The 24,057-nt window shown below is 65.9% G+C and carries 16 protein-coding genes and 2 tRNA genes; 8 read left to right on the top strand and 10 right to left on the bottom strand.

The window, feature by feature from the left end; translation table 11 throughout:
• Positions 1–176 precede the first annotated feature (176 nt).
• Both CJ028_RS15595 and CJ028_RS15590 read right to left on the bottom strand, forming a co-directional pair.
• A tRNA-Met gene (locus CJ028_RS15595) sits at positions 177–250 on the bottom strand.
• Between the two features lie 189 nt (positions 251–439).
• A complete protein-coding gene (locus CJ028_RS15590) occupies positions 440–1,126 on the bottom strand; it encodes a phosphatase PAP2 family protein (protein ID WP_105036138.1) in 687 nt (228 codons plus the stop codon).
• A 230-nt stretch (positions 1,127–1,356) separates the two neighbouring features.
• Between CJ028_RS15590 and CJ028_RS15585 the strand changes: the two genes are divergently transcribed.
• A complete protein-coding gene (locus CJ028_RS15585) occupies positions 1,357–2,211 on the top strand; it encodes a PPK2 family polyphosphate kinase (protein ID WP_105036137.1) in 855 nt (284 codons plus the stop codon).
• A gap of 235 nt (positions 2,212–2,446) precedes the next feature.
• On the opposite strand, the gene CJ028_RS15580 is transcribed toward CJ028_RS15585, so the two are convergent.
• From CJ028_RS15580 to CJ028_RS15570, 3 genes are all read right to left on the bottom strand, one after another.
• Positions 2,447–2,520, bottom strand: a tRNA-Met gene (locus CJ028_RS15580).
• Positions 2,521–2,694: 174 nt separating this feature from the next.
• Positions 2,695–5,610, bottom strand: coding sequence for a UPF0182 family membrane protein (locus CJ028_RS15575; RefSeq protein WP_240607343.1), 2,916 nt, complete (start codon positions 5,608–5,610; stop codon positions 2,695–2,697).
• Between the two features lie 133 nt (positions 5,611–5,743).
• Positions 5,744–6,844 (bottom strand): YlbL family protein, encoded by a 1,101-nt coding sequence (locus CJ028_RS15570; RefSeq protein WP_105036136.1) that lies wholly within the window; start codon positions 6,842–6,844, stop codon positions 5,744–5,746.
• Positions 6,845–7,054: 210 nt separating this feature from the next.
• On the opposite strand from CJ028_RS15570, the gene CJ028_RS15565 reads away from it, so the two are divergent.
• From CJ028_RS15565 to CJ028_RS15555, 3 genes are all read left to right on the top strand, one after another.
• Positions 7,055–8,356 (top strand): zinc-dependent metalloprotease, encoded by a 1,302-nt coding sequence (locus tag CJ028_RS15565; protein ID WP_105036198.1) that lies wholly within the window; start codon positions 7,055–7,057, stop codon positions 8,354–8,356.
• Positions 8,357–8,498: 142 nt separating this feature from the next.
• Complete coding sequence (adhP, locus tag CJ028_RS15560) at positions 8,499–9,509, top strand: alcohol dehydrogenase AdhP (RefSeq protein WP_105036197.1); 1,011 nt, start codon at positions 8,499–8,501, stop codon at positions 9,507–9,509.
• A gap of 141 nt (positions 9,510–9,650) precedes the next feature.
• Positions 9,651–10,496 (top strand): TOMM precursor leader peptide-binding protein, encoded by an 846-nt coding sequence (locus CJ028_RS15555; RefSeq protein ID WP_129590525.1) that lies wholly within the window; start codon positions 9,651–9,653, stop codon positions 10,494–10,496.
• On the opposite strand, the gene CJ028_RS15550 is transcribed toward CJ028_RS15555, so the two are convergent.
• A complete protein-coding gene (locus CJ028_RS15550) occupies positions 10,387–12,096 on the bottom strand; it encodes an ATP-dependent helicase (RefSeq protein WP_240607353.1) in 1,710 nt (569 codons plus the stop codon). The genes CJ028_RS15555 and CJ028_RS15550 overlap by 110 nt on opposite strands.
• 2 nt (positions 12,097–12,098) lie before the next feature.
• Positions 12,099–13,082: an NAD(+) diphosphatase gene (gene nudC / locus CJ028_RS15545; RefSeq protein WP_105036196.1), complete on the bottom strand. Its 984-nt coding sequence runs from the start codon at positions 13,080–13,082 to the stop codon at positions 12,099–12,101.
• A gap of 86 nt (positions 13,083–13,168) precedes the next feature.
• Here nudC and CJ028_RS15540 point away from each other — a divergent pair, with 86 nt between their 5' ends.
• A complete protein-coding gene (locus CJ028_RS15540) occupies positions 13,169–14,317 on the top strand; it encodes a phosphotransferase (protein ID WP_105036133.1) in 1,149 nt (382 codons plus the stop codon).
• Here CJ028_RS15540 and CJ028_RS15535 read toward each other — a convergent pair.
• Positions 14,200–17,595: an ATP-dependent helicase gene (locus CJ028_RS15535; RefSeq protein WP_105036132.1), complete on the bottom strand. Its 3,396-nt coding sequence runs from the start codon at positions 17,593–17,595 to the stop codon at positions 14,200–14,202. The two genes, CJ028_RS15540 and CJ028_RS15535, sit on opposite strands and share 118 nt — an antisense overlap.
• Entirely contained in the window at positions 17,592–20,804 is a 3,213-nt protein-coding gene (locus CJ028_RS15530; RefSeq protein WP_240607341.1) for an ATP-dependent helicase, read from the bottom strand. The genes CJ028_RS15535 and CJ028_RS15530 overlap by 4 nt, the downstream gene beginning before the upstream one ends.
• Positions 20,805–20,899: 95 nt before the next feature.
• Between CJ028_RS15530 and CJ028_RS15525 the strand changes: the two genes are divergently transcribed.
• Both CJ028_RS15525 and CJ028_RS15520 read left to right on the top strand, forming a co-directional pair.
• The gene (locus CJ028_RS15525) at positions 20,900–21,124 is read left to right on the top strand and encodes a DUF3107 domain-containing protein (protein WP_092108379.1); all 225 of its coding nucleotides are present in this window, start codon (positions 20,900–20,902) and stop codon (positions 21,122–21,124) included.
• A gap of 5 nt (positions 21,125–21,129) precedes the next feature.
• Positions 21,130–21,438 (top strand): hypothetical protein, encoded by a 309-nt coding sequence (locus tag CJ028_RS15520; protein ID WP_105036131.1) that lies wholly within the window; start codon positions 21,130–21,132, stop codon positions 21,436–21,438.
• A 17-nt stretch (positions 21,439–21,455) separates the two neighbouring features.
• On the opposite strand, the gene CJ028_RS15515 is transcribed toward CJ028_RS15520, so the two are convergent.
• Complete coding sequence (locus CJ028_RS15515; RefSeq protein ID WP_439099052.1) at positions 21,456–22,127, bottom strand: ferritin-like fold-containing protein; 672 nt, start codon at positions 22,125–22,127, stop codon at positions 21,456–21,458.
• A 256-nt stretch (positions 22,128–22,383) separates the two neighbouring features.
• On the opposite strand from CJ028_RS15515, the gene CJ028_RS15510 reads away from it, so the two are divergent.
• Positions 22,384–23,985, top strand: a complete 1,602-nt coding sequence (locus tag CJ028_RS15510; RefSeq protein ID WP_105036129.1) for a DEAD/DEAH box helicase — start codon at positions 22,384–22,386, stop codon at positions 23,983–23,985.
• Positions 23,986–24,057 lie beyond the last annotated feature (72 nt).

The raw sequence follows: 24,057 nt of genomic DNA, 5'->3' as shown, positions 1-24,057 counted from the left end.
CCGGAACTCGACGCCAGGCCGTCCTGGTTACGGAGGCTTTACCTAGTCGGGGCCGTCAGATCGCGACGGATGCCGCCGTCAGAGCAAGCCAGGAACCGGTGAGCGCAGCTGCGGTGGTGTGGAGGGAGACGGGCACGAGAAAAAGCCCCCGGAACCAAGGGTTCCGGGGGCATCGGTTGCGGGGGCAGGATTTGAACCTACGACCTCTGGGTTATGAGCCCAGCGAGCTACCGAACTGCTCCACCCCGCGACACTGACCACTTTGCGGCGGTCGTCCTTCGAAAAAAGCCTAGTCAGATCGGGTTTCTCGATCCAGCTGTTTGCGTTGGTGCTCTTAGTTTAGCTCACTCTTCGTGATAGCTCGGCCAACTTCGACCTCGTTGGGGACGCTATCGCGCCGAGTTTTCGCCGAGTGCTCGAGCGGGAGGGTGGGGTGCCCTCAACCAGACGGATGCTGGCGCGCGAGTTCACGTTCGCCGTCCAGTTTGGCCGCAACCGGCGCCCAGAGCACGATCGCCACACCGATTCCGAGCAGCATCGCTCCGATCGTGTCGGACAGCCAGTGCGCGCCGACGTAGGTGCGGCTGAGCATCATTCCGATTGTGTAGATGGTGCCGGCCACTCGCATCCACCAGAACGGGAAGAGAATCGACAAGACCACGGCCATGACCGCCGCATTGGCCGCGTGACCAGACGGGAAAGATCCAAAATCCACGGTGACGATGATGTCCCCTGGCCGGGCCCTGCCGAACAGGTGCTTGAGCACCTGCACCAGGCCTCCGGTCAGCGCGGTCGCTACCAAGAAATATCCGGCGCCCCACGGTCGTTTCAGCCAGACCAGGACGGCAATGATCAATACCGGGATGATCAGCGTGCCTGGCCAGCCGCCGCCGATGAAGCTCATTGCCAACGCGACGACGGTGAAGGCAGGCGCTCGGTGCGGGTCGATGAAGTTCATCCACGCCGTGTCGACCGTGAAGGGCGCGCCGTTGTCGCGGAACACAATGTACGCACCCAGGCCGGCACACAATAGTAGGGCGGCGATACCGCTGATTAGTGGCCAGCGGCGAGTGACACGTTTCGCCGGTGGTGTGGCAGCAACTACCGGATTCCCGTGGGCGTTCATGAGGTAATGCTAGATCGTCCGTGGCGGGACTACGAGGGTGGACCCGGAACGGGACCGCGCACCGTGAGCGCAACCTTTGGTCTGGCGGTTGGCCGCCTGGGCTCGAACGGATCGGGCCCGCGGAGGGGAATCAATGAGATGCAGGGATTTTACTCGCACAGCCCGGCCTGCTCTGGCTCTAGCATCGGCGCGGGCAGCGGTGCAGAATATGCAGCAGCGAAGGGTGCACCATGTCCAGCAGAAGCTATTGGAGCGAAGATTCACTCAACCAGCTGAGGGTGACCCCCGGGTTCACCCTCGCAGGTGTAGATACGCGGGCGACGCCGGGGTTCTACGGAAGAAAGAAACACGCGCCCGCGGCGGCAAAGCAAGCCGCCGGCGTTCTCTCGCAGCTACAGGAGAAACTCTTCGCCAACAGCAAGTCTGGCGACAATCGTAGAATTCTGCTCGTGCTGCAGGCCATGGACACGGCGGGCAAGGGCGGCATCGTACGACACGTGATCGGTGCCGTCGATCCGCAGGGCGTCAGCCTCTATGCGTTCAAAGCCCCAACCAAAGCGGAACTGACGCACGACTTTTTGTGGCGCATTCGCAAGCGGGTGCCGGCGGCCGGAATGATCGGGGTGTTCGACCGCTCCCATTATGAGGACGTTCTCATCGCGAGAGTGCACGAGCTCGCGCCGCTCGCCGAGATCAAGAAACGTTACAACCAGATCAACGCGTTCGAGCAGGAACTCGTCGACGACGACACCACCGTGATCAAGGTCATGCTACAAATCAGCTCCACCGAGCAAAAATCACGCCTTGGCGAGCGACTCGTCCGACCAGACAAATACTGGAAGTATCACACGGTCGACGTCGACGAGCGGATGCACTGGCCGGCCTACCAGGAGGCCTTTCAGATTGTCTTGGAACGCACGTCAACGGCGGCAGCGCCCTGGTTCGTAGTGCCGGCCGACCGCAAATGGTACGCCCGCCTCGTCGTGCAGCACCTGCTCATCGAAGCGCTCAAGAGCATGGTCCTCACCTGGCCGACGGCAGACTTCGACGTCGAGGCCGAGAAGGTACGCCTCTCGACCACCTGACCGAGTGGTGCCGGTGTCGGGGTCACATGCAGTACAGGTCGCCTGCGTGTGCTGTCTCAGTCATACCAGACAGGTGTACGAACCCGTCCGAGCGTCGACGAGGAGGTTCAGGCGCGCCTCCACTGGAGATAAAAAAAATCCGGCGTAGCCAGGGGCTACGCCGGATTTGCGCCGAGTCAGTCATCTTTATTCCCTATTGCGGGGTCAAAAAACTTTTCTGATCTGGACTTCTCTGTTGCGGGGGCAGGATTTGAACCTACGACCTCTGGGTTATGAGCCCAGCGAGCTACCGAACTGCTCCACCCCGCGCTACAAGTACAAATTTAGCACACCCTGAAAGCACGGTCGACCACTTTGGGCTGATATCGCCAGTTGGGCACCGAAAATGGATTCCTCTACTGGCATCAAACACCATCGGTTAGATACGCTGCAAGCCCCCACCCAAGACTGGATGGGGGCTTGCAGATGGTCGTGCGGGTCAGACTACTCGCCGAGCAGGGCGAGCATGCTCGCGATCGTCTCGGAGAGCTTGGCGTCTGCCGTGCCGTAGTCGGCGAAGTTGCCGGCGGCGAGTGCGGCTGCCTTGTCGGCGAGCGCGGTCTTGGCGACGGCGAGCAGCGACTTGAGTTCAGCATCCGTTGCGGCATCGCCGGTCGAGCCGGTGGGCACATCCGTGCCTGCTGCCGGCGTCTCACCGGTCGCACCACCTGAAGCAGCAGTGTCCGGCACAGCCGTATCACCGGCCGTCGCACCCGAGTCACCGCCGAACAGAACGTCGAGGGCACCGTCGAGGGTGTCTTCGAACGCGATCTGGTCGCCGAAGGCCACGAGCACCTTCTGCAGCAGCGGGTAGCTGGTCTCGCCGGTTGACTTCACGTAGACCGGCTGCACGTAGAGCAGTCCGCCACCAACCGGGAGGGTCAGCAGGTTACCGTTGAGAACGGTGGACGACCCCTGCCGCAGCAGGTTGAGTTCGGTCGACACTGTCGGGTCGGCGTTGAAGACGTTCTGCACCTGGCCGGGGCCGGGAACGGTGCCGTCCTTGGGCAGGTTGAGCAGTCGCAGCTGACCGTAACCGTCGGCGCGCACACCGTCTTCGGATCCGGCGTCGGCGTCAACGGCGAGGTAACCGTAGAGCACGTTACGGCTGGATTCACCGGTTGCTTCCGGCTGGAAGGTCGAGTACAGCGAGAACGACGGCTTGTCCGATCCGGGTACCTGCATGGTGAGGTAGTAAGGGGGCTGCAGCGTGGGGTCCGTCGGCGGGGAGTCCGGGTCGTTCGGCGAGATCCAGGCGTCGTCCTTGGAGTAGAACGACCCGGGGTCGGTCACGTGATACTGGCCGAGGATGGCGCGCTGTACCTTGAACAGGTCGGCCGGGTAGCGGACGTGGCTCATCAGGTCGCCGCTCATATCGCTCATGGGCTTGAGAGTCGAGGGGAAGATCTTTTGCCAGGTCTGCAGCAGCGGTTCTTCGTCGTCCCAAGCATAGAGGGTGACCTCGCCGCTGTAGGCGTCGACGGTGGCCTTGACCGAGTTGCGCATGTAGTTGATGCTGTCGAGGGCGTACGGCTGCGGCGGTGTCTGCGTGTCGGCGATGGCCTCACTCAGGCTCACTGGCGTTGAGTACGGGTAGTTCGCCGAGGTCGTGTACCCATCAACGATCCAGACGACCCGGTTGTCGACGACGGAGGGGTAGGCGTCGGAGTCAAGCGTCAGGTACGGCGCAACTTTCTGCACGCGGGTGACCGGGTCCCGATCGTAGAGAATCTCCGACTGGTCGTTGACCGAAGAGGCCAGGAAGATCTGCTCGGACTGGAACTTCAGCGCATAGATCAGTTTTTTGAACGCGTTATCGAGCTTCGGTCCGCCGTCGCCGGAGAACGTCGTGTAGGTCTGGCCGGCACCCTCTTCGCCGGACGGATAGTCCAGTTCGATCGGGTCGGCGCCGTCTTCGTCACCGACGATGGAGTAAACGGGCGAGGTCTCGCCAAAGTAGATGCGCGGTTCGAAGTCACCGAGCGCACCGCTCGTGGGGATGCCCGATTCAAGGAACACGGGCTGGCCGTCGACCGAGCGCTGGTTGCCGTATGCGGCCACCACGCCGTAGCCGTGGGTGTAGACGGTCTTCGAGTTGACCCAGGTGTTACCGGTGTTGAGACCATCGATGTTGAGGTCACGCACTGCAACGACGGTGTCCTGAGACACTCCGTCGATCATGTAGCGGTCGACGTTCAAGTTGTCCGGGAACTGGTAGTACTGGCGGAACTGTTCGAGCTGACGAAATGAGTCACTGACCAGGGCCGGGTCGAGAATACGGATGTTTGCAGTCGTCGCGGCGTCCGCGCGAAGGGCGCCCGGCTCGGCCGTGGTCTTCGCGTTGTACGGAATCTCCTCGATGTTCGAGACGCCGTAGGCGTCCCGGGTGAGATCGATATTGCGGTCGATATATTCGGCTTCAAGCGCCTTCGCGTTCGGCTCCACCTGGAAACGCTCGACGACCCAGGGGTAGAGCGAGCCGATCAGCAGGCTCGACACGATGAGCAGTGCGGTGCCGATGACCGGCAGGCGCCAGCGGCCGATGATGGCCGTGAGAATGAAGAGCAGGGCGACGACGGCGGCGATACCGGCAAGGATGGCTCGGCCGGGGATGGTGGCGTTCACGTCGGTGTAGCCGGCGCCGGTGATGAGCGAACCCTGGTTGGTCAGGGTGGAGTACTGGTCGAACCAGATGCTCACGGCCTGCAACAGCAGATACAGACCCGCCGTGACGGCGATCTGTACCCGGGCAGCCTTGGAGATGAGCACCTCACGGCCGGATACCCGGATGGACCCGTACAGGTAGCTGGTCGCGACCGTGACGAGGGCGGAGATGAGTACGACAGCGGATGCGAAGGCGAGCACGGCCTGGTAAAACGGCAGATCCATCAGGTAGAAGGAGATGTCAAAGCCGAACTGTGGGTCAACGCGGCCGGTCTCGGTGCGGTTGAGCCACATGAGCACGGTTTGCCAGCGAGTCGCGGCGGCCACACCAGCGAAGAGACCGAGAAGGGCTGGGATGCCGTACATGGCGAGGCGACGCAGCGGCTCAATGACCTGCTGGTAGCGATCGAGCTGCGAGTTGAGCTTCGCGTACACCGGGCGCAGGCGGTAGGCCAGCTGGATGCTCACCCAGACCGGCACGGCCATGGCGACGAACCCGATCAGGAACAGCACGGTGCCGGCGATCCACTGGGTGGTCAGCACATTGAGGAACCCGAGTTGGTCGAACCATAAGACATCGGTATACAGTCCGGCGAAGATAAAGAACAGGATCACCAACCCCGCGATAATTGCTGCGGTAATTGCTAGCGGGGCTCGGCTGCGCCGTGGGGCGTTGTCGGCTGCTGATGAACTCACGAATTGGCCTCTTGCGCTCAGTCGTTGGGTACAGGGTGATCATTGACTACATGATCAGGGTCAGCCTCCATCTTACTTAAGCGCCCCTGAGAGAGTCATCACTACCACTCATTCAGAGGACTACCCGGTCAGGCTATTTAACCGGGCAGGTGGGCAGGTTGCTCGTGTCGCCCGTTTTGATTCCATCGAGGGCCGTGAGCGCCTGATCGAGTGTCGAAACCGAGAATACGGTCAGACCATCGGGGATATTGCCGGTCACCTCGTCGCAGTTGTCGGCGGGAGCCAGGAACCAGGTTGCCCCACTCTCAAGCGCGCCGTGCAGTTTCTGCTGGATGCCGCCGATCGGGCCTACCTCGCCGGACTGATCAATGGTTCCGGTTCCGGCCACGTTTTCGCCGCCCTGCAACTGCCCGGGGGTGAGCTTGTCGATGATGCCGAGCGCGAACATCATGCCGGCGCTGGGGCCGCCGACCTTGTCGAGTTGAATCTGCACCTCGAACGGAAAGTCGTAGGCGACCGACACGTTGACTCCGGCGACAATCGTTCCGTCGTTGTCGATCGGCGTGACCGAGACGGTTTGGGCGACGCCACCGCGCACGATGTCGATGCTCGCCGCGTTATCAGCGCCGTTGACCTGCAGCGCAGCGCGAAGTTCGGCGACATTGGCCACCGGTGTGCCGTTCACCGCGGTGATCTGATCCTCACCTTCGATGACCCGCGCGGCCGGCGAACCGTCGGGCAGGCTCACCACTGAAACCGTCGTGGGGTAGTCGTAGCCGAGGTGCGTGAGAGCGGCGGCAATGGCATCCTGTTGAGAATTGATCATGTCGGCACTGGAACGCGCATCGCGCTGCTCGGTACTGATGTTCTCGGGAAAGACCTGGTCAATGGGCAGTACGGCCTCGCTCGGGTCGAGCCAGGCGCCGACCACCGTGAGCCAGCTCGGGCGGTTCTCCCGGTTGCCGAGCAATGACACGGTGAGCAGGTCGAGGGTACCCTTGGTCGGGTAGACCGTCTCGTCAGGGATGGTGATGAGTGCCGTCTCGACGTCGTCGTAGGTGGCCGAGCCCAGAGTGTTATAGACCGGGCCGGGCTTCTCGATGACGTAGGGGGCCGGCATAATGCCCAGGATCACCCCGGCAACGAGGGCGATCAACAGCGCCATCCAGCCGATCGATGGGCGACGGCGCCGTGCACTGGCGAGTGCCGGTGAGTCATCGGTGAAGAGAGCCACCGTGCTCCTTCCGTGTTGGTTCTGGCCTGGTTACGGGTCGTGTTCGCGACGGGCGCACAGCAAGCCCTTCAGCCTAGGATATTTCCCAGCCCCAAGCGGGCTACTCGCACTAGCGTAGAAGTATGCAACTGAGAGGGGCCTGAAGTGGCCGACGACTCCCTACCCCCGAACGACCAGAACCCGAACGAGCCGAGCGACGAGTTTCGTGACATGCTGCGCGACATTCTGAGCGGCAAGAGCGGCATCGACCCGAGCCAGCTCGCCGGCGCGGCCGGCCTACCCAATGACCCGGCCAGCGTGGCCGCCCTCATGCAACAGCTCCAGGGTGCCATGAACTCTCAGGGCACCGGCGTGGACTGGCAGATTGCACTCACCCAGGGCCAGCAGCGAGCGTCCAACGGCCAGCTCACGGCGACCGATGAGCAGCAGACCCAGTTGCGCCAGGCCTTTCACATTGCGGCGCTCTGGCTCGATGACGTCATCTCCGTGGCCGAACTGACCGTTGAACCACGCCTGATGACCCGCCGCGAATGGGTCACCGCGACCATGCCGCTCTGGACCCAGCTGGCCGAACCCGTCGCCACGAGCATCTCCGATTCGCTCACCCGGGTGTTCGCCGAACAGGTACCCGAAGAGATGCAGGGCATGGTCGCCAACGCGAGCCAACTGGTGCGCAGCATTGGCGGAACCCTGTTCGCGATGCAGCTCGGCCAGGTCGTCGGTCAGCTGGCCAGCGAGGTCGTCAGCGGCGGCGACGTCGGCATTCCGCTGCTCGGCGAGCAGCAGGCCGCCCTACTCCCCCAGAACGTTGCCGACTTCGGCACCGGCCTCGACGTTCCGACCGACCAGGTGCAGATCTACCTGGCCGTGCGCGAGATCGCCCACGCCCGACTGTTTCGTCACGCCCGTTGGCTGCGCCTGCACCTGACCAGCGCAGTCACCGCCTACGCGCGCGGAATCAGTATCGACTCCAGCCGGCTCGAAGACCTGGCCGGAAGCTTCGATCCGTCGAACCCGGAAGACCTGCGCCAGGCCATGGTGGACGGCTCGCTGATACAGCAGAAGTCCGAGTCGCAGATTTCGGCCCTGTCCCGCCTCGAAACGATGCTCGCCCTGGTCGAAGGCTGGGTCGACGTCGTCACCGCGCGCGCCACAGTTCGGCTGCCCAAAGCGGATGCCATCGCCGAGACGGTCAAGCGCCGCCGGGCCTCCGGTGGCCCGGCCGAATCCGCGTTCGCAACCTTGGTCGGTCTCGAGCTGCGCCCGCGCCGACTGCGGGAGGCCGCAGCGATGTGGCAAGCCGTGACGGATGCCGTGGGTAACGAAGTGCGCGACGCACTCTGGTCGCACCCTGACCTGCTGCCCACCGAGCAGGACATAGACGATCCCCAACAGCTCATTGCTCGCCTCACGAGTGCGGCTCGCGGCGAGCCCGAAGTTCTCGACGACATCGACCAGGCCCTCGAAGACCTGCTGCGCGATGACGGTGCCGAGCGCCCGCACGAGGAATAGTTTCTCGCACTCTACCCCGCAACGTTGCCGCAACCTTTGCTGATCTACCGTCGTTCAACGGACGAAATGTCCCAAACGAAGGAGTTTGGCAATGACGATTACCGCGAGCGATACGAAAAAATCCACCCGGGTGCCCACGACCATGCACGCGGCCGTCGTGCACGAGTTCGGCCAGAACCTCACCATCGATGAGGTACCGGTACCAACGCCCGGCCCCGGCCAGGCCCTGGTCAAGCTGATCAGCAGCGGTGTCTGCCACACCGACCTGCACGCTGTGGAGGGCGACTGGCCGGTCAAGCCGAGCCCGCCGTTCATTCCCGGCCACGAGGGTATCGGTGAAGTTGTCGCGCTCGGCGACGGCGTCGATGACCTTGCAATCGGCGACCTCGTCGGCAACGCCTGGCTGTGGAGCGCCTGTGGCAGCTGCCAGTACTGCCGTACCGGTTGGGAAACCCTGTGCGAAGCCCAGCAGAACGGCGGCTACAGCGTGGACGGTTCGTTCGGGCAGTATATGCTCGTCGACTCCCGCTTCGCCGTGCGCATTCCCCACGGCGCCGACCCGGTCGAAATCGCCCCGGTGCTGTGCGCCGGCGTCACCGTCTACAAGGGTCTGAAGATGACCGAGGCCCGTCCGGGCCAGTGGGTCGTCATCTCCGGCATCGGCGGTCTCGGTCACATCGCCGTGCAGTATGCCAAGGCGATGGGCCTGCGCGTTGCCGCCGTCGACATCGCCGACGATAAGCTCGCGCTCGCCCGCAAGCACGGCGCCGAACTCGTAATCAATGCCCTCGACGGCGACCCGGTCGCCGCCATTCAGAAAGCCACCGGCGGAGTGCACGGCGTACTCGTAACGGCGGTTCACCCTGCCGCCTTCGGCCAAGCCATCGGCATGACCCGTCGTGGCGGCACCATCGTCTTCAACGGCCTGCCGCCGGGAGACTTCCCAGCCCCGATCTTCGACATCGTGCTCAAGGGCCTCACCATCCGCGGCTCCATTGTGGGCACCCGCCAGGACATGGAAGAAGCCCTGCAGTTCTACGCCCGCGGCCAGATCCATCCCACGGTCTCCGAACGCCGCATCGACGAAGTCAACGAAATACTCGGGGAGATGAAGCACGGCAAGATCGACGGTCGTGTCGTCATCCGCTACTAAGTCACCGCGCCACGATCTGCGCTGAGGTGCGGGCCGCGGACATGTTCGAATCCCAATGTTCGAGCGTGGCCGCGCCCGCAACTCTGTGCGTGCCTGTGCATAACTTTTTCGAGTTTGCGACATGTGCGTCATCATGTCGGCATGGCCCTTCGACTGAATCCTCGATACCCCCTGGTGTGGCGCACACCGGATTGCGTCCAACTCGGCGTCGACCACGCCATCGTCACGATCGACGGGCTCACCCTCGCCCACGAAGCAGTGCTGTCGGCCCTCGCTGCGGGAGTGCATCGATCTGGTGCGATGCTGCTGGGAACGCTGGCCGGGGCATCCGCTGCGGAGGTGACGCACCTACTCGAATTGCTCGCGCCTGCGCTGCTGTACGTGCCGGACGATGCGCCAACGCCGGTCACGCCGCTGCCCCGCACGGTGCTCGTTGACGGCGTTGGACCGACAGCTTTTCGCGTGCGCACCCTGCTGGCCAACCTCGGCATCGAGGATCCGCTGCCCGGCAACGAACCCGACCTGGCCGTGCTGGTCGGGCAGTACGTTTTCTCACCCGAGCGTCACGGGCACTGGCTGCGCCGTGATATTCCCCACCTGCCGGTGGTGTTCAGCGACAGCGCAGCGCGGGTCGGACCACTGGTCGAACCGGGCCAGGGGCCCTGCCTGACCTGCCTGGAACTGGCACACGTCGACAGTGATCCGGCCTGGCCCGCCATGGCCTGCCAGCTGGCCCCGCGGCAGGCCCCGAGTGAAACGCCCAGGCTGAGCTTTGAGGTGGCGGCCCGAGTGGCCGGGCTCGTACAGGATCGCCTGGAGACGGGTCAGTCAGCGGTGTTCGCCCGGTCCTTGCGCATCGACGCCGTCACCGGCACCGTCACGCGGAGCGAGCACCGGCTCCATGAGCGGTGCGGCTGCCAAGCTCTTGCAGAAAACGAGACCGTTCCCGAGGCGCGCGAGCCTGCACACCCGAGGACGACCAGCTGAGCGCGAGTCGGCGCCGGGCCCGCGTGATGCCGACGTAGAGCAGTCGACGTTCCTCATCGATCTGGTCGAATGTGCTGGCATAGCTGATTGGCACGAGACCTTCGCTCAGCCCGACCACGAATACGACGTCCCACTCCAGGCCCTTGGCCGAGTGCATGGTGGCGAGCGTCACCGCCGACACGGTCGGTTCGTGCTGGCCGGCCTGGCGCTCCATCAGCTCGTCGGTGAACTGGCGAAACGTGGTTTTAGGGGCGGCCTGGTCGACCAGCCCCATCAGAGCATTGAGCGATTCCCACCGAGCCTGCACCGCGCCGCGCGTCTCCGGGGCGCTCTGGCTCCAGCCGAGCGAACGAAGCACGTCGCTGACCGACTTGAACAGCGGTTCCCCGACGATGGAAACGGATGCCGCCCGCAGGCTCATCACCGCCTGCTTCACCTCCGGCAGGTCGAAGAACCGTTTCGCCCCGCGAATCTGGTAGCTCACGCCCACCTCGGTGAGCGCGGTTTCGAGCAGCGCTGCCTGCACGTTGACCCGGAACAAAACGGCCACGTCTTCGGGTTTGGTGCCGGTGCCGATGAGCTGCAGAATCTGCTCGGCGACACCGCGCGCCTCGGCCATATCGGAGGCATAGCCGCGCACCGAGGGATCGGGGCCGATGTCGGACTGTGCGGCGTGCAGGGTCAGCGCGCCGGAACGGCCGCGCATGAGCTGGTTGGCGGTGGCCACAATCGGCGCGGTCGACCGGTAGTTCTGCTCGAGTCGCACCACTGTGGCGTCTTCGTAGTGTTTGGGAAAGTCGAGCAGGTAGTCGCTGCGGGCCCCGGCGAAGGAGTAGATGGTCTGGCTGGCGTCGCCGACGACGCAGAGGTCGCGGCGGTCGCCGAGCCAGAGCGCGAGCAGGTCGTGCTGAAGCGGGGAGACGTCCTGGTATTCGTCGACGACGAAGAAACGGTACTGCTCACGCACCTGCAGCGCCACCGACGGTTCCGCCTCGATCATTCCGGCCATGGCGAGCAGCACGTCTTCGAAGTCGATCTGTTTGCGATCGTCCTTGAGCTTCTCGTAGGTCTGCTGCAGGGAGACCACCTGGTCAACGGAAAGCCGACCGGGCAGGCTGCGGCGGGCGATGCCGGCCGCGTACTGCTCGATGCTGAGGCCCGACGTTTTGCGCCATTCCACCTCGGCGGCGAGATCGCGCAGGGTGGCCGTATCAATTTTAAGGTGCAGTGCCTCCGCGGCGTGGCCGAGAATGCGTCCCTTGCCGTCGAGGATGCGCGGTGCCTGACCGCCGACGACGTGTGGCCAGAAGTAGTTCAGTTGGGACAGCGCGGCTGCGTGGAAGGTGCGCGCGGCCACTCCCCCGGCACCGAGCTGCCGCAGACGACCGCGAAGTTCGGCGGCCGAGCGGCTCGTGAAGGCGAGCGCCATGACTCGGTTGGGGGCGTAGGCGCCGGTCAGCACACCGAGGGCGATGCGGTGGGTGATGGCGCGGGTCTTGCCGGTACCGGCCCCTGCGAGCATGCAGACCGGGCCGATCAGCGCTTCGGCGGCGATCCGCTGCTGCTCGTCGAGGCCAGCGAGCAACGAATCGGCGGTCACCGTCACGGGCGGATCAATTCCGTCGCGGCGGGCAATGGGGCGCCGAGCCAGCGCTCGATCATGGCGTGCGCGATCGAGGACGGGCCGGGCAGCAGTATCCATTCGCCGGCGTCCTGCAGTTCCTGCCGGCTGAACCAGCGCAGCGCCAGAATCTCGGCACCGTCGGGCTGCAGGTCATGGGCCTGCTGGTCGTCGGCGAGGCGGGCGGTGAACCCGCACATGACCGAGGCCGGGAACGGCCACGGCTGCGAGCCGACGTAGGCCGGGTCTGTGACACGGAGGCCGGATTCTTCAAACATTTCGCGGATCACGGCCGATTCGAGGGTCTCGCCGGGTTCGACGAATCCGGCGAGCAGCGAGTACCGGTTGTTCTCCCACATGGCGTTTGATCCGAGGAGAATGCGATCGTCGGCGTCGGTGATGAGCACGATCACGGCGGGGTCGGTGCGCGGAAAGACCTGGCTGTTGTCGACCGGGCAACGGCGCACCCAGCCGCCCTCTTCCACCGTGGTGGCGGCGCCGCAGCGTGGGCAGTGAGCGTGCGAAGCGTGCCAGTTGAGCACGCCGAGGGCCTCGGTGAACAGCCCGGCGTCACGGTCATCGAGCACGGTCGCGACCGAGCGCAGGCCGACCCAGCGGTTCTCGTCGGGTTCGAGGCGGGCGGCGTCGGCGTCGTCGAGCTGCACCGCGACGATGCGGGTGCCCGCCGATTCCGGCAGGCCGGTCGGTAATGACCGGCCGAGGTAGACGCGCAGGCCGGGGTCCTGTGGGCTCAGGGGCAGGCTCGTCGGCGGCAGCAGGGCGAGGTGCACGGCGCTGGTGTGGTCGCGCGGCGCGAGCAGAATTTTGCCGTGCCAGATAGGTAGAACGCGGGTGGCGGCATCCGCCCAGAGCTGGTCGAACAGCCCGGGAACGCTGCGGGTGAGGTGATCGCGGTCGACCGCTTGCCGAGACAGCGGCAACCGCGTCGTGAAAGTGAACGACATGGTGAATCTCCGAGCTCTGCGAGAACGTGGGTGTGGAGGCGTGGCGAACAACCGGCAGGTGCGTAAGTCGATCTAACCTAGTAGGTATGGCCAGAACTCAACTCACTCTAGCCGCGTTAGCCACCTCCGCTGTTCCGGGGCTCGACGTGGCCTACGCCCGCAAGCACAGTGCCGGCGCGCACGGACTGTTCGACTCGGCGCTCGTTATCGACAGAGACGGGAGGGCGCTGATCATTCGCGTTCCCACGAGCCAGTCGGCCGAAACCGAGCAGTCCGCCGACCTCGTGGCGCTGCGCGCGCTCACCACCGGCAATCGCAGCCGGCTGCCGTTCGATGTGCCTGAATATGTCGGGCAGACGCCGATTCAGGGCACCCGCGCGGTCGTCTATGAGCTCTTGGCCGGCGACAGCTTCGAAGCGGATGCCCTTACCGGACACGAGGGCGTCTCGGGGTCGATCGGCCGGGCCATCGCCGCGATCCACTCGCTGCCGAGCGCCTTCATCGGCACCGCCGGGCTGTCGCAGCAGAGCGCCGAACAGTGCCGCACTGATGCGATCGACCTGATCGACCGGGCTGCCAATACCGGCTACCTGCCCGCCGCGCTGCTGCGCCGCTGGGAACAGGCCACCGACGACGACGCCCTCTGGCAGTTCGCGCCGGCCGTGGTGCACGGGTCGATGTCTGCCGATTCCATTCTGATCACCGACGATGCCGTGTCGGGCATTCTCGGCTGGTCTGGCTTGGCCGTCGGCGATCCGGCCCGCGACCTGCACTGGTTGCTCGCGGCGCGCGGTGATTTTGCCGAACAGGCCATCGACGCCTATTCGAACGCACGCCAGGGCAGCGATACCCACATCACCCAACGCGCCATGCTCTATGCCGAGCTCGAGCTGGCCCGCTGGTTGCTGCACGGCGCGAGCAGCCACGACCAGTCCATCGTCGATGACGCCGTCGCTATGCTCGACGGGCTCGTCGACACGGTGCACAGCCACACCCAGCAGCCGCTCTCCCCCGAAACCGGCCCGATCATGACCGTCGGCGACGTTGAGAACATGCTCGACCACATGCCGCGCGCCGCCCGCGATTACGATCAGCACGCGGCGATGCACACCGACAGTTACAACTTCTCGGGACTGACCATCGATTCCGAATCAGACGACGACTCTGAGGACGATTCGTCGAGCACTGGGGTCATCGCCCCAGACCAGGCGGCGAGCAGGTCCGCCTCCGAGTAAAGACGCTCGGGGGCGATGACGGTGTCATCGGCCACGAAGTAAAACACCGCGTCGACAATACTCGGATCGATGCCCTTCCACCGGGCGTAGGCCAGCCGGTAGAGCGCGAGCTGGGTCTGCTTGAGTTCGAGGTCGGCGGCGTTCTTGGGTGCCCGCCCGGTTTTCCAGTCCACCACCTGGTACCCGGTCGGCGTTTGGTAGACGGCGTCGAGCTTGCAGACGAAGACCTGACCCCCCAGCACGTGGTGAATTTCAATCTCGACGTCAACGGGCGCTCGATCGGCCCATTCGGACCGTTCGAAGGTGGCCTGCAGCGCCGCAAATTGTTCCTGCTCTGGCACCCCGAGGTCGCTCAGCGTGCCGGTACCGCCGTCGTTGTCATCGATACCGAAGTCCAGTTCATTGAGTCCGGCATCGACGCGGTCGGTTCCGGTGGCACCGCCGGCGCGCCGCTCTACCCAGGAGTGGAACAGGGTGCCCAGTCGGGTGGCCCGATAGGGACGTTGCGGCATCGGGCGCCGCAGCTCGGCGGCGACTCCGGCCGGGTCGTCGACGTAGTCCTTGAACCGGGAGGCCGGAATGCGGGTGGGTACGGCGGCCACTGCGCCGCCGGCCAGCCGCAGAGCCCGTTCCTTTAGCAGCAGGGTGACCACGTGGGACCAGCGGGTGGGGGCATCCGCATGGCTGCCCCGCACGCGGGTCGCGGCGGCTTCGACGAGCACCCGGCGGGTGCCGAGCGGGTCGAACGGCCACACTTCGGTGCCGTCTTCGGCGGAATCCGGTTTGACGGCCTCGTCGCTCGTGTCGGGGACGGCGGGGATGAGACCGGACTCGGCGAGTTCCGTCAGGTAACGGCTGGGCTTTCGCACGGTCGATCCGGCACCCCAAAACGAGCCGGTCAGTAGCAGTTCCCGCTTGGCGCGGGTGGTGGCCACGTAGATGAGCCGGCGTTCTTCGTCGTCGTGCCGCATCGCTAGCTCAGCTTTGTAGGTCTGGAAGGCCAGCTCAAAGTCGAGCTGGGTCTCGTGGCCGACAACGTCAAGTTCGGGCAGCTCGGAGCGGTCGCCGCGAAAACCGTATGGCAGTTCGCCGAAGCGCAACCAGCCGCTGGAATCCTGCGATAACGCGGGCAGGCTCTTCTCGGTGAGGTTAGGGATGGCGACGAAATCCCATTCCAGCCCCTTGGCGCCGTGAATCGTGAGCAGCTGCACGGTGCCCTGTTCAGACAGCTCGCCGCGCGGGCCGAGGTCGTCCTGCAGCTCAGCTCGCTTCAGCCAGCGCAGAAAGCTGGCCAGCGTGCCCTGCTCGTCGCTGTCGAGGAAGGCGGCAACAGTGTCGTGGAAGGAATACAGGTTGGCCAGGCCGAGATCGTTGGCCTCGTTCGCGGTCAGTTCGATATCGAGCCGAAATTCCTGCTCGATCAGGCGCACGAAGTCGAGCAGCGGTAGGCCGGCGCGGGATCGCAGCCACGCCAGCTGCCGACCCGCCGACTGCACGCGGGCGCGCCCCAGCTCGCTGAACCCGGCGAACTGGCCGTGGGAGTCGGAGGCGGTGCCGAGAAAATCGAGCGCATCGACGAGAGAACTGCCCTCGTCTCCGGCGACGGATGCCCGCAGCTTGCCACGCAGGTCGGCCGAGATGGCCTGCTGGGCCCAGTCGTGGCCGGCCAACCAACGCGCCACGTCGGCGAGCGCCGCGAGGTCCCGGGCGCCGACCCGGTAGCGGGCTCCGCTGAGCAGGCGCACCAGTTCGCTGCCGGCAGCGGGGTCGTGCACAACGCGCAGCACGCTCACGACGTCGGCGACCTCCGGGGTCGAGAGCAACCCACCGAGGCCGAGCACGTGGGCGCGCACGCCGTGCGCCCGCAGCACCTCGGCGAAGTAGTCCATCTCCCGGCGCGCACGAAACAGCATGGCACCGCTGTAGTCGGCGGGGCCGTGGTCGCCGACTAGCCGGGAAGCGAACCAGTCGGCGACGGCGCCGGCCTCCTCGGCGATGGTTTGCGCCATGAGCGCGTCGACGCCGCCAGGCCTGGTGCCGGCCGGCACCTTGAGCGTTTCGACCTGGATTCCGCCCGGTTTGGCCCGCAAGGCTTCGCTGAGCGGAGCGACGAGGGCGTTGGCGGCGTCCAGAACGCGGGCGGGGTTGCGCCAGGTGAACGACAGCGACATGGTCGGGGCGAACGCTGCGGGGCGGGTGTTGAAGTCGCGCGCGAAGCCCAGCAGGTTTGCGGAACTGGCGCCGCGCCATCCGTAAATCGACTGGTGTGGGTCACCGACAGCCATAACCGGGTGGTCACGAAACAGGGTGTGCAGCAGTTCGGTCTGCAACACCGAGGTGTCCTGGTACTCATCGAGCAGCACCACCCGGTACTGGTCGCGGTAGCGATCGACGACCGCATCGACTTTCTGGCAAACCTGGAGTGCGAGGGCTACCTGGTCGGAGAACTCGATCAGGCCGAGGCGGCGTTTCTCACTGCTGTAGTGGGCGGCCAGTTCGGCCAGCACCGGCAGCGGTGCGACCGCGGCCAAAGAATCCACCACCGAATCGTACGGCTTCTTCTTGCGCGCGTTGCCGTAGGGCAGATCGGTGAGGTAGGCAAAACTCTGGGCCAGCCCGGCGAGATCGTGCGGGGTTCCCGGAGCGCCGCCCTGCCACGCCGACGGGTTCTCGGCGAGGGCACGACTGAGTTGCAGCACGGCGTCGGTGACCTGATCGAGGCTCTTGCCGAACGGCACGAGCCGGCCGTCGCCGTGCTCGATGACGACCCTCCGGGCGAGCAGCCAGGCGCTTGTTTCGCTCAGCAGAACGGATTCCGGTTCGCGGCCGAGCAGCAGGGCGTTGTCGGTGAACAGCCGACTGGCGAAGGAGTTGTAGGTGGAGACGTTCGGGGTGTTGAACAGGTCGGAGCCCGCGGCCGCCGTGGGGTCATCGGAGGTGCTGTCATCGGGGCCGGCGATCGTCGGCATGAGGCCGACTTGGTCGAGCTCGGTGATGCGCCGGTTGATGCGTTCGCCCAGTTCGCCGGCGGCCTTGCGGGTGAAGGTGAGCCCCAGAATCTGATCGGGACGGGCATGGCCGTTGGCGAGCAGCCAGAGCACCCGGTTGGCCATGGTCTCGGTCTTGCCGCTGCCCGCCCCGGCGACCACCAGGGTGGGGGTGAGCGGCGCTTCGATGACCGCCTGCTGTTCAGCCGTGGGCGGCGGCAGTTCGAGCTGCGCGGCGATGTCGAGGGCGGAAACCGTGCTGAATGTGGTGGCCGTGGTGGTAGGGCTCATGAGCTGACCTGCTTGATGACGTGGATGCGGCAGGACCCGTGGGACCGCGGGTCGAGGCAGTGCGAGGTGATTTCGGCGATGAAGGTGGCGCCGCCCATGCCGGCCGCGTCGGCACCGACCCGCTCGCGAAAGGCATCGAGCTGTTCCGGGGTGAAAGCCGGCTGGGTGGGATTGCGGTAGTTCTGTTTGACCGTGCCGGAGGAGACGATGACCAGGCGGGCCCCGGCCAGGTCCATGTCGCCGGAGACGCCGTCGATGACACCCTCCTGGAACGCCAGCTGGTAGGCGCCGAGTTGCGGATGCTCGGCGACGCCGAGATCGCTCGTGGCGTCGCCCTTGCCGGTTTTCAGGTCGACGATGACGGCCCGTCCGTCGAATTGGCGTTCTACCCGGTCGATGGTGCCGGAGAGCATGGCACCGTTCACCTCGAGCTTGAAGGTACCCTCGGCGCTCAGCAGTTCGCCGCCGCCCTGTTCGAAATCGAGCAGGTAGGAGGCGAGCCGGTCGGTGAGCTCCCTGGCGGCAACCTTCTGAACACGGGACTGCCAGTCAGCATCGAAGTCGAGCTCATTCCAGCGCGCCTCGACCCCCTGCCAGAGCGCTTCGGGCCGCCGGTCGGTCGCGTCTTCCATGACCTTGTGAATGATCGTGCCGAGGTTGGCTGCGGTGTTGGAGCTGTCACCGCCGACCTGGCCGATCAGCCAGTGCAGGGGACAGGTTTCGAAGGCGGCCATGCGCGACGGCGAGATGCGCACGAGCTCATCGCCGGCCTCTGGGTCGTTGAGCGGGCGCACGGTGCTGGGATCGGTCAGCCCGTACCACTGATCGGGCGCGGCGCCGGGCACGTTTTCGCTGGCCAGGCGGGCCAGCGTGGCCGCGGCATCCGCTGCCCGGGCGGCCGTCTCGGAGTCGGTTCGGGCTGGCGAGCGGCTGGCGCGGTTCAGGTCGCGGCGAAGCCGTCCCGCCAGGCCGCGAAGCGACAGGGGGTAGCGGGCGAGATCGTCAACGCCCCGCTCGGACTTCGGGTCGGGCAGCAGGCGCAGGAATACCGAGGGTTCGTTCTCTTCGTTGCTCACGGCGGTAACGAGCAGTTCGGTTGTGGCCCGGCTGGCAGCCTGGGCGAACATGCGCAGTTCGTCGTGGAGCACCTGGGTGCGGGCGTCGGTACCCGTGGTGCCCCGACCGGACGCGACCTGCCCCGAAGCAGCCAGGGACAGGTCACCGGCGCCGAGCAGCGACCCGCGGGTGCGCAGGTCGGGCCAGACGTTGGCCTGCACGCCGGCAAGAATCACGATGTCGAAATCCCGTCCGATGGTGCCGCTCGGCGTTGACACGGTGACGGCAGCGCCGAGGGCGCGTGGAGCGAGGGTGTCTTCGGGTACATCGGTGTCGACCAGGTGTTCGAGGAACAACACCGGCGGGGCCGACGGGGTGCGCTCGACATAGCGCTGCGCGGCGGAGAACAGGGCCACGACGGCGTCGAGGTTGTGGTTGGCTTCGTCGGCAACGATTCCGGTGCCGGCGGACTGTTCCTTCCACTCCCGCTCGAGGCCGCTGCGCTGCCACAGGCCCCAAAGCAGTTCTTCAATCGTGGCGCCGGCGTCGTATTCGATTGTCGCCTGGCGCAGGCTCGCTCCGCAGCCCGCCGCGCGCCGGGCGGTGCGGTTATCGATGGTGGCGAGCAGGTCGGGGTTGAGGAGGGCCGCAACGAGCAGGTCATCGGCGCTGCGCGGTTCGGCGCTGTCAGTGCTCAGCTCCTGTTGGCGCAACGCTGCGCGCAGCCGGCGCAGGGTGATCGGGTCGAGCCCGCCGAGCGGACCGCGCAGCAGATCGATCGCTGCCGCCGGGTCGAGCGGCTTGCGACCGAGGGTCACTTCGAGGGCCAGAATGAATGCCCGCACCGCGTACTCGTCCCGCAGCGCGCTACTCGCCGTGGAAATCTGGGTCGGCACCTCGAGGGCCGCGAGCCCCTTGGAGATCGAGGGAACCAGCGATCCGGTGCGCACGATCACGGCCATGCGGGACCAGGGAATGTCGTTGATCACGTGGCGTTCGCGCAGCAGCCGGGCAATCACCGCGAGCTGATCGGCCGGGCTGGTCGTAACGACGGTGTGCACGGATTGGTCGAGACCTTCGCCCGGAACGGCCTCTCCACTGGTCTGTTCGAGAACGGCCGACTCGACGCTGGCCGCCGCACGCTGGGTTCCTGCTGCGGCGGCACCGATCCGGCTGGTGATCTCCGCGACCACCCGACGGATGCCGGCCCCGTGTCGATAGACCGTCTCCAGCACGATCGGCGCGGCTACCCGACCACTGTCTGCGGGCAGGCCGGGCCGCAGGTACCAGCCGAGGCGACCGAGGGCATCCGGGTGGGCGCCGTGAAAGGAGCCGGTGCTGATGTCGGGGTCGCCAACGGCGAGGATTGCAACCCCACGCGCCTGAAACTGGGCCAGCAGGGTCAGTGTGGCCTGAGTGACTTCCTGGGCGTCGTCGAGCACGATCAGCCGCAGGCAGGCAAGGGTACCGAGTGTGGCAAGGCCGGCCGGACCGGCCTCGGCACCGGCCACGATCGCTGCGGCATAGCGGGCCAGCTCGGTGGAGTCGTACTGGCCTGGACGGGCCTGGTCTTTGGCCTCTTCATAGCCGCGAATGAACTCGGCGGCCGCTACCCACTCCGGGCGTATGAGGCCGAAACGCTCGAGCTGGCCGGGGGTCACCCCGTATTCCACCGCCCGCATCATGAGGTCGCGCAGTTCGGTGCGAAAACCGCGCAGGCGACGCACGTCGGCGCCGAGGGTACTCGGCCAGACCGGACCTGCTCCGTCATCCAGGTGTCCCTGGAGCAGTTCGGCGATGATCTGGTCTTGCTCCCCGCCGGTGAGCAGCGTGGGCGTTGGACCACCGGCCTGGGCCACAGCGGAGCGCACAATCTGAAAGGCCACCGAGTTTGCGCTGCGAGCCAGCGGACCGTTGGTGGGCACACCGAGGCGCAGTGCGAGCCGGTCGCGCAGGGCTGTGGCACCGGCGCGGGTCGGCACGAGTACCAGAACCTCGCTCGGCGAATAGCCACGGTTCAACACCCGATCGGCCACGAGTTCGACGAGCGTCATCGTCTTGCCGCTGCCGGGCGCGCCGATCACCGCGGCACTCACCCCGTCGGGGAGGTCGAGAACGGCTTGCTGGGCGGCATCAAGGTCGAGGTTGGTCACATTTCAACGGTAACGGGTTGCGCCGACAGTGAAATCGGTCAGGGCGGTGGTGCGTTCTGTCGTACTCTGGGCGCAAGGCTACGAAAGGCAGTTCGGTGGATATTCGCATTGGTATTTTCAACTCTCCCCGGGAGATCGGTTTTGAGACTTCGCAGCCAGCGACCGAGATTGAGGAGACCGTTGCGGCGGCCCTCTCCGGTCAGACCGGCTACCTGAAGCTGAGCGACAGCAAGGGTCGCGTTTACATCGTTCCGACCGTGGGCCTCGCCTACGTCGAACTCGGCAGCGAAGAGTCCCGCCGCGTCGGTTTCGTCGCCTAAAGCCCGTGGAACTCCTGTTCGTCGCGCTGTTCGGCGTGGTCATCGGCCTGGGCGCGCGGTACTTTCTACCCGGGCGGTCCACTCAGGGGTCGGTGCTGGTTCCGGCGATCGGGACGGTCACGGCATCCGCGCTCTGGGTCGGACTCACCTGGCTCGGCTGGGATTGGGCCGGGGGGTGGATCTGGTGGGTGTCCCTCGCCGCCGCCTGTGCTGCATCCGTTTCACTGAACCTGGTTATCAGTCGGCGACGCATTCACGCTGACCAGCGGATGCTGCAGCGCCTCGCCAAAACCGGCTCCCCCGACACGGCCTAGCGTCTCGGCGTTAAGCCCTAGGCAGTGAGGCCGAGTCCGTCCATGCGGCGGGTGTGCGCGGCGATGAGTTCGGTGAAGACCNGGCCGAGTCCGTCCATGCGGCGGGTGTGCGCGGCGATGAGTTCGGTGAAGACCGGCTCGATGCGCGCGTCAGCGCCAGCGGTCGAGTTGGCATCTGGGTCGGCGGCCGGCATCGCCGACCGGGCAACGAGCAGGGTGTCGCCGACGAGTCGGCGACCCCACATGGCCAGCCGGGAGCCGAGCGCCACGTCGTTCTCGATGGCCGACTGCAATTCGTGCACGAGCACGTCGGTGCCGGAATCCTCGCCGAGCAACTGCGCCACCCGCGGCCCGATGTCGCGCGGCAGGCCGTCCGAGAGCCGAATGAAGAAGTCGTCGAGCAGACCGCCGGCGAGGTAGCAGCTCAGCAGCAGCTCGTGCCAGTCGGCACCGCTGGTCTTCTGGCGAAACTCGTCGAGGCTGGCGACGAACGGCGCCATCTCGGTGGACGGTTCATGTCCGCGGCGACGAATCTCGGTGATCAGGCCGTGATGCTTGCTGAGGGCTCGACCGGCGGCGGCGCTGAGCCCTTCCTTCACGGCGAGGTTCGGTGCGGTGGCGACGGCGTGGGCCAGGCTTTCGAACTCGCCGAGCTCGCAGTACGCGGCCTGACCAAGAAAATGCTGCACTCCGGGAGCCAGGGAACTGATGTCCACTTTCTCGGTTGGCTGGGGCGCTCCGCGGGCGGAAAGCCGAGGAGCTTCATTGCGCTGCGGGCGCCGACCGAACCACGTGACCACGGGCTTAGCTTAGGACAGCGCGCCTGTGGCCGCGGTACAGGCGGGGCAGTAAGGTGGAATTACGTCGCCGGCATGGATCGGCGGCCGCTGCCCGAGACGCAAAAACGGGCGCACTTCGCTTCCAGTTAATGACAGGCATACATTCGTGACTTTCTCCGAACTTAATATTGACCAGGACATGGTCGACTCCCTCGCCGCCAAGGGCATCCTCGAACCGTTCCCCATTCAGACCCAGACCATCCCCCTCGCCCTGGCCGGCCAGGACATCATCGGCCAGGCCAAAACCGGCACCGGCAAGACCTTTGGTTTCGGCCTTCCGGTCATTCAGCGCCTCGGCCTCAGCCCCGAGCCCGGCGTGCAGGCGCTCATCGTCGTTCCGACCCGCGAACTGTGCGTTCAGGTCTCCGAAGACCTCGAGCTGGCTGCGGCCGGCCGGGACACCAAGATCGTCTCGATCTACGGCGGCAAGGCCTACGAGGGCCAGATCGAACAGCTCAAGGCCGGCGCGCAGATCGTCGTCGGAACCCCCGGCCGCCTCCTCGACCTGGCCAGCCAGCGCCTACTCACCCTGGCCAACGTGCGCGAAATGGTGCTCGATGAAGCCGACAAGATGCTCGACCTCGGTTTTCTCTCCGACATCGAAAAACTCTTCGCGCAGACGCCGTCGACTCGTCACACCATGCTGTTCTCGGCGACGATGCCCGGACCGATCGTGGCCTTGGCCCGCCGCTTCATGAACCGCCCGATCCACATTCGCGCAACGGACCCCGACGAAGGCCTCATGCAGGCCAACATCGAGCACCTCGTCTACCGTGCCCACAACATGGACAAGGACGAGGTCATCGGCCGCATCCTCATGGCCGAGGGCCGCGGCAAGACCATCATCTTCACCCGCACCAAGCGCGCCGCCGCGAAGCTCGTCGAAGAACTCGGCGACCGCGGCTTCAACGCCACCGCCGTGCACGGCGACCTGAACCAGGAACAGCGCGAACGCGCCATGGCCAGCTTCAAGAGCGGCAAGAAAGAGATTCTGATCGCAACGGATGTCGCTGCTCGCGGTATCGACGTCGAAGACGTCACCCACGTGATCAACCACACCATTCCCGAAGACGAGAAGGCGTACCTGCACCGCGTCGGTCGCACCGGCCGGGCCGGCAAGACCGGCATCGCCGTGACCTTCGTGGACTGGGATGACCTGCACAAGTGGTCGCTCATCAACAAAGCCCTCGACTTCGGCCAGCCCGAACCGATGGAGACCTATTCCTCGTCGCCGCACCTCTACACCGACCTGAACATTCCGGCCGGTTCCAAGGGCCGCCTGCGTGCGACTCCGGTGAAGGATGTCAGTGCCCACGAAGGGCACGCTCGCACCGGCGGCGGCGGCCGCTCCGGCGGGGCACGCAGCGGCGCCGGCGGCCGTTCAGACTCTGGCCGCTCCGGCGGTGCACCGCGCAATGGTCGCTCAGAGGGTGGCCGCTCTGAGGGTGGTCGCGGATCTGGCCGTGGCGATACCACGCGCAGTGCCGACCGGGCGGCAACCAGCCCGGTGACCACGGGCACCGATGAAAGCCGACCCGCTCGGTCGCGCACCCGCGTGGGTTCCAGCACCAACCCGGATGCCCCGGCCGCGACGCCCGCAGCCGGCACGCACGATGGCGGCGGAGCCGAGCACCACGACGGCAACAACGCCCCGCTGCGTCGCAGCCGCACCCGTCGTCGCTCGCCGCAGACCGGCAGCAGCATCTAGTACCTGATCAGATCATGATTGCCCGGCATCCGGGCTGACACCGTTTCGACCGTGGCAGCCTGGGGCCGGGCA

The organism is Cryobacterium aureum (assembly GCF_002954245.1).
GTDB classification, from domain to species: domain Bacteria; phylum Actinomycetota; class Actinomycetes; order Actinomycetales; family Microbacteriaceae; genus Cryobacterium; species Cryobacterium aureum.
Note: the sequence above shows the minus strand (reverse complement) of the source record. Positions and strands in the feature narration are given on the sequence as shown.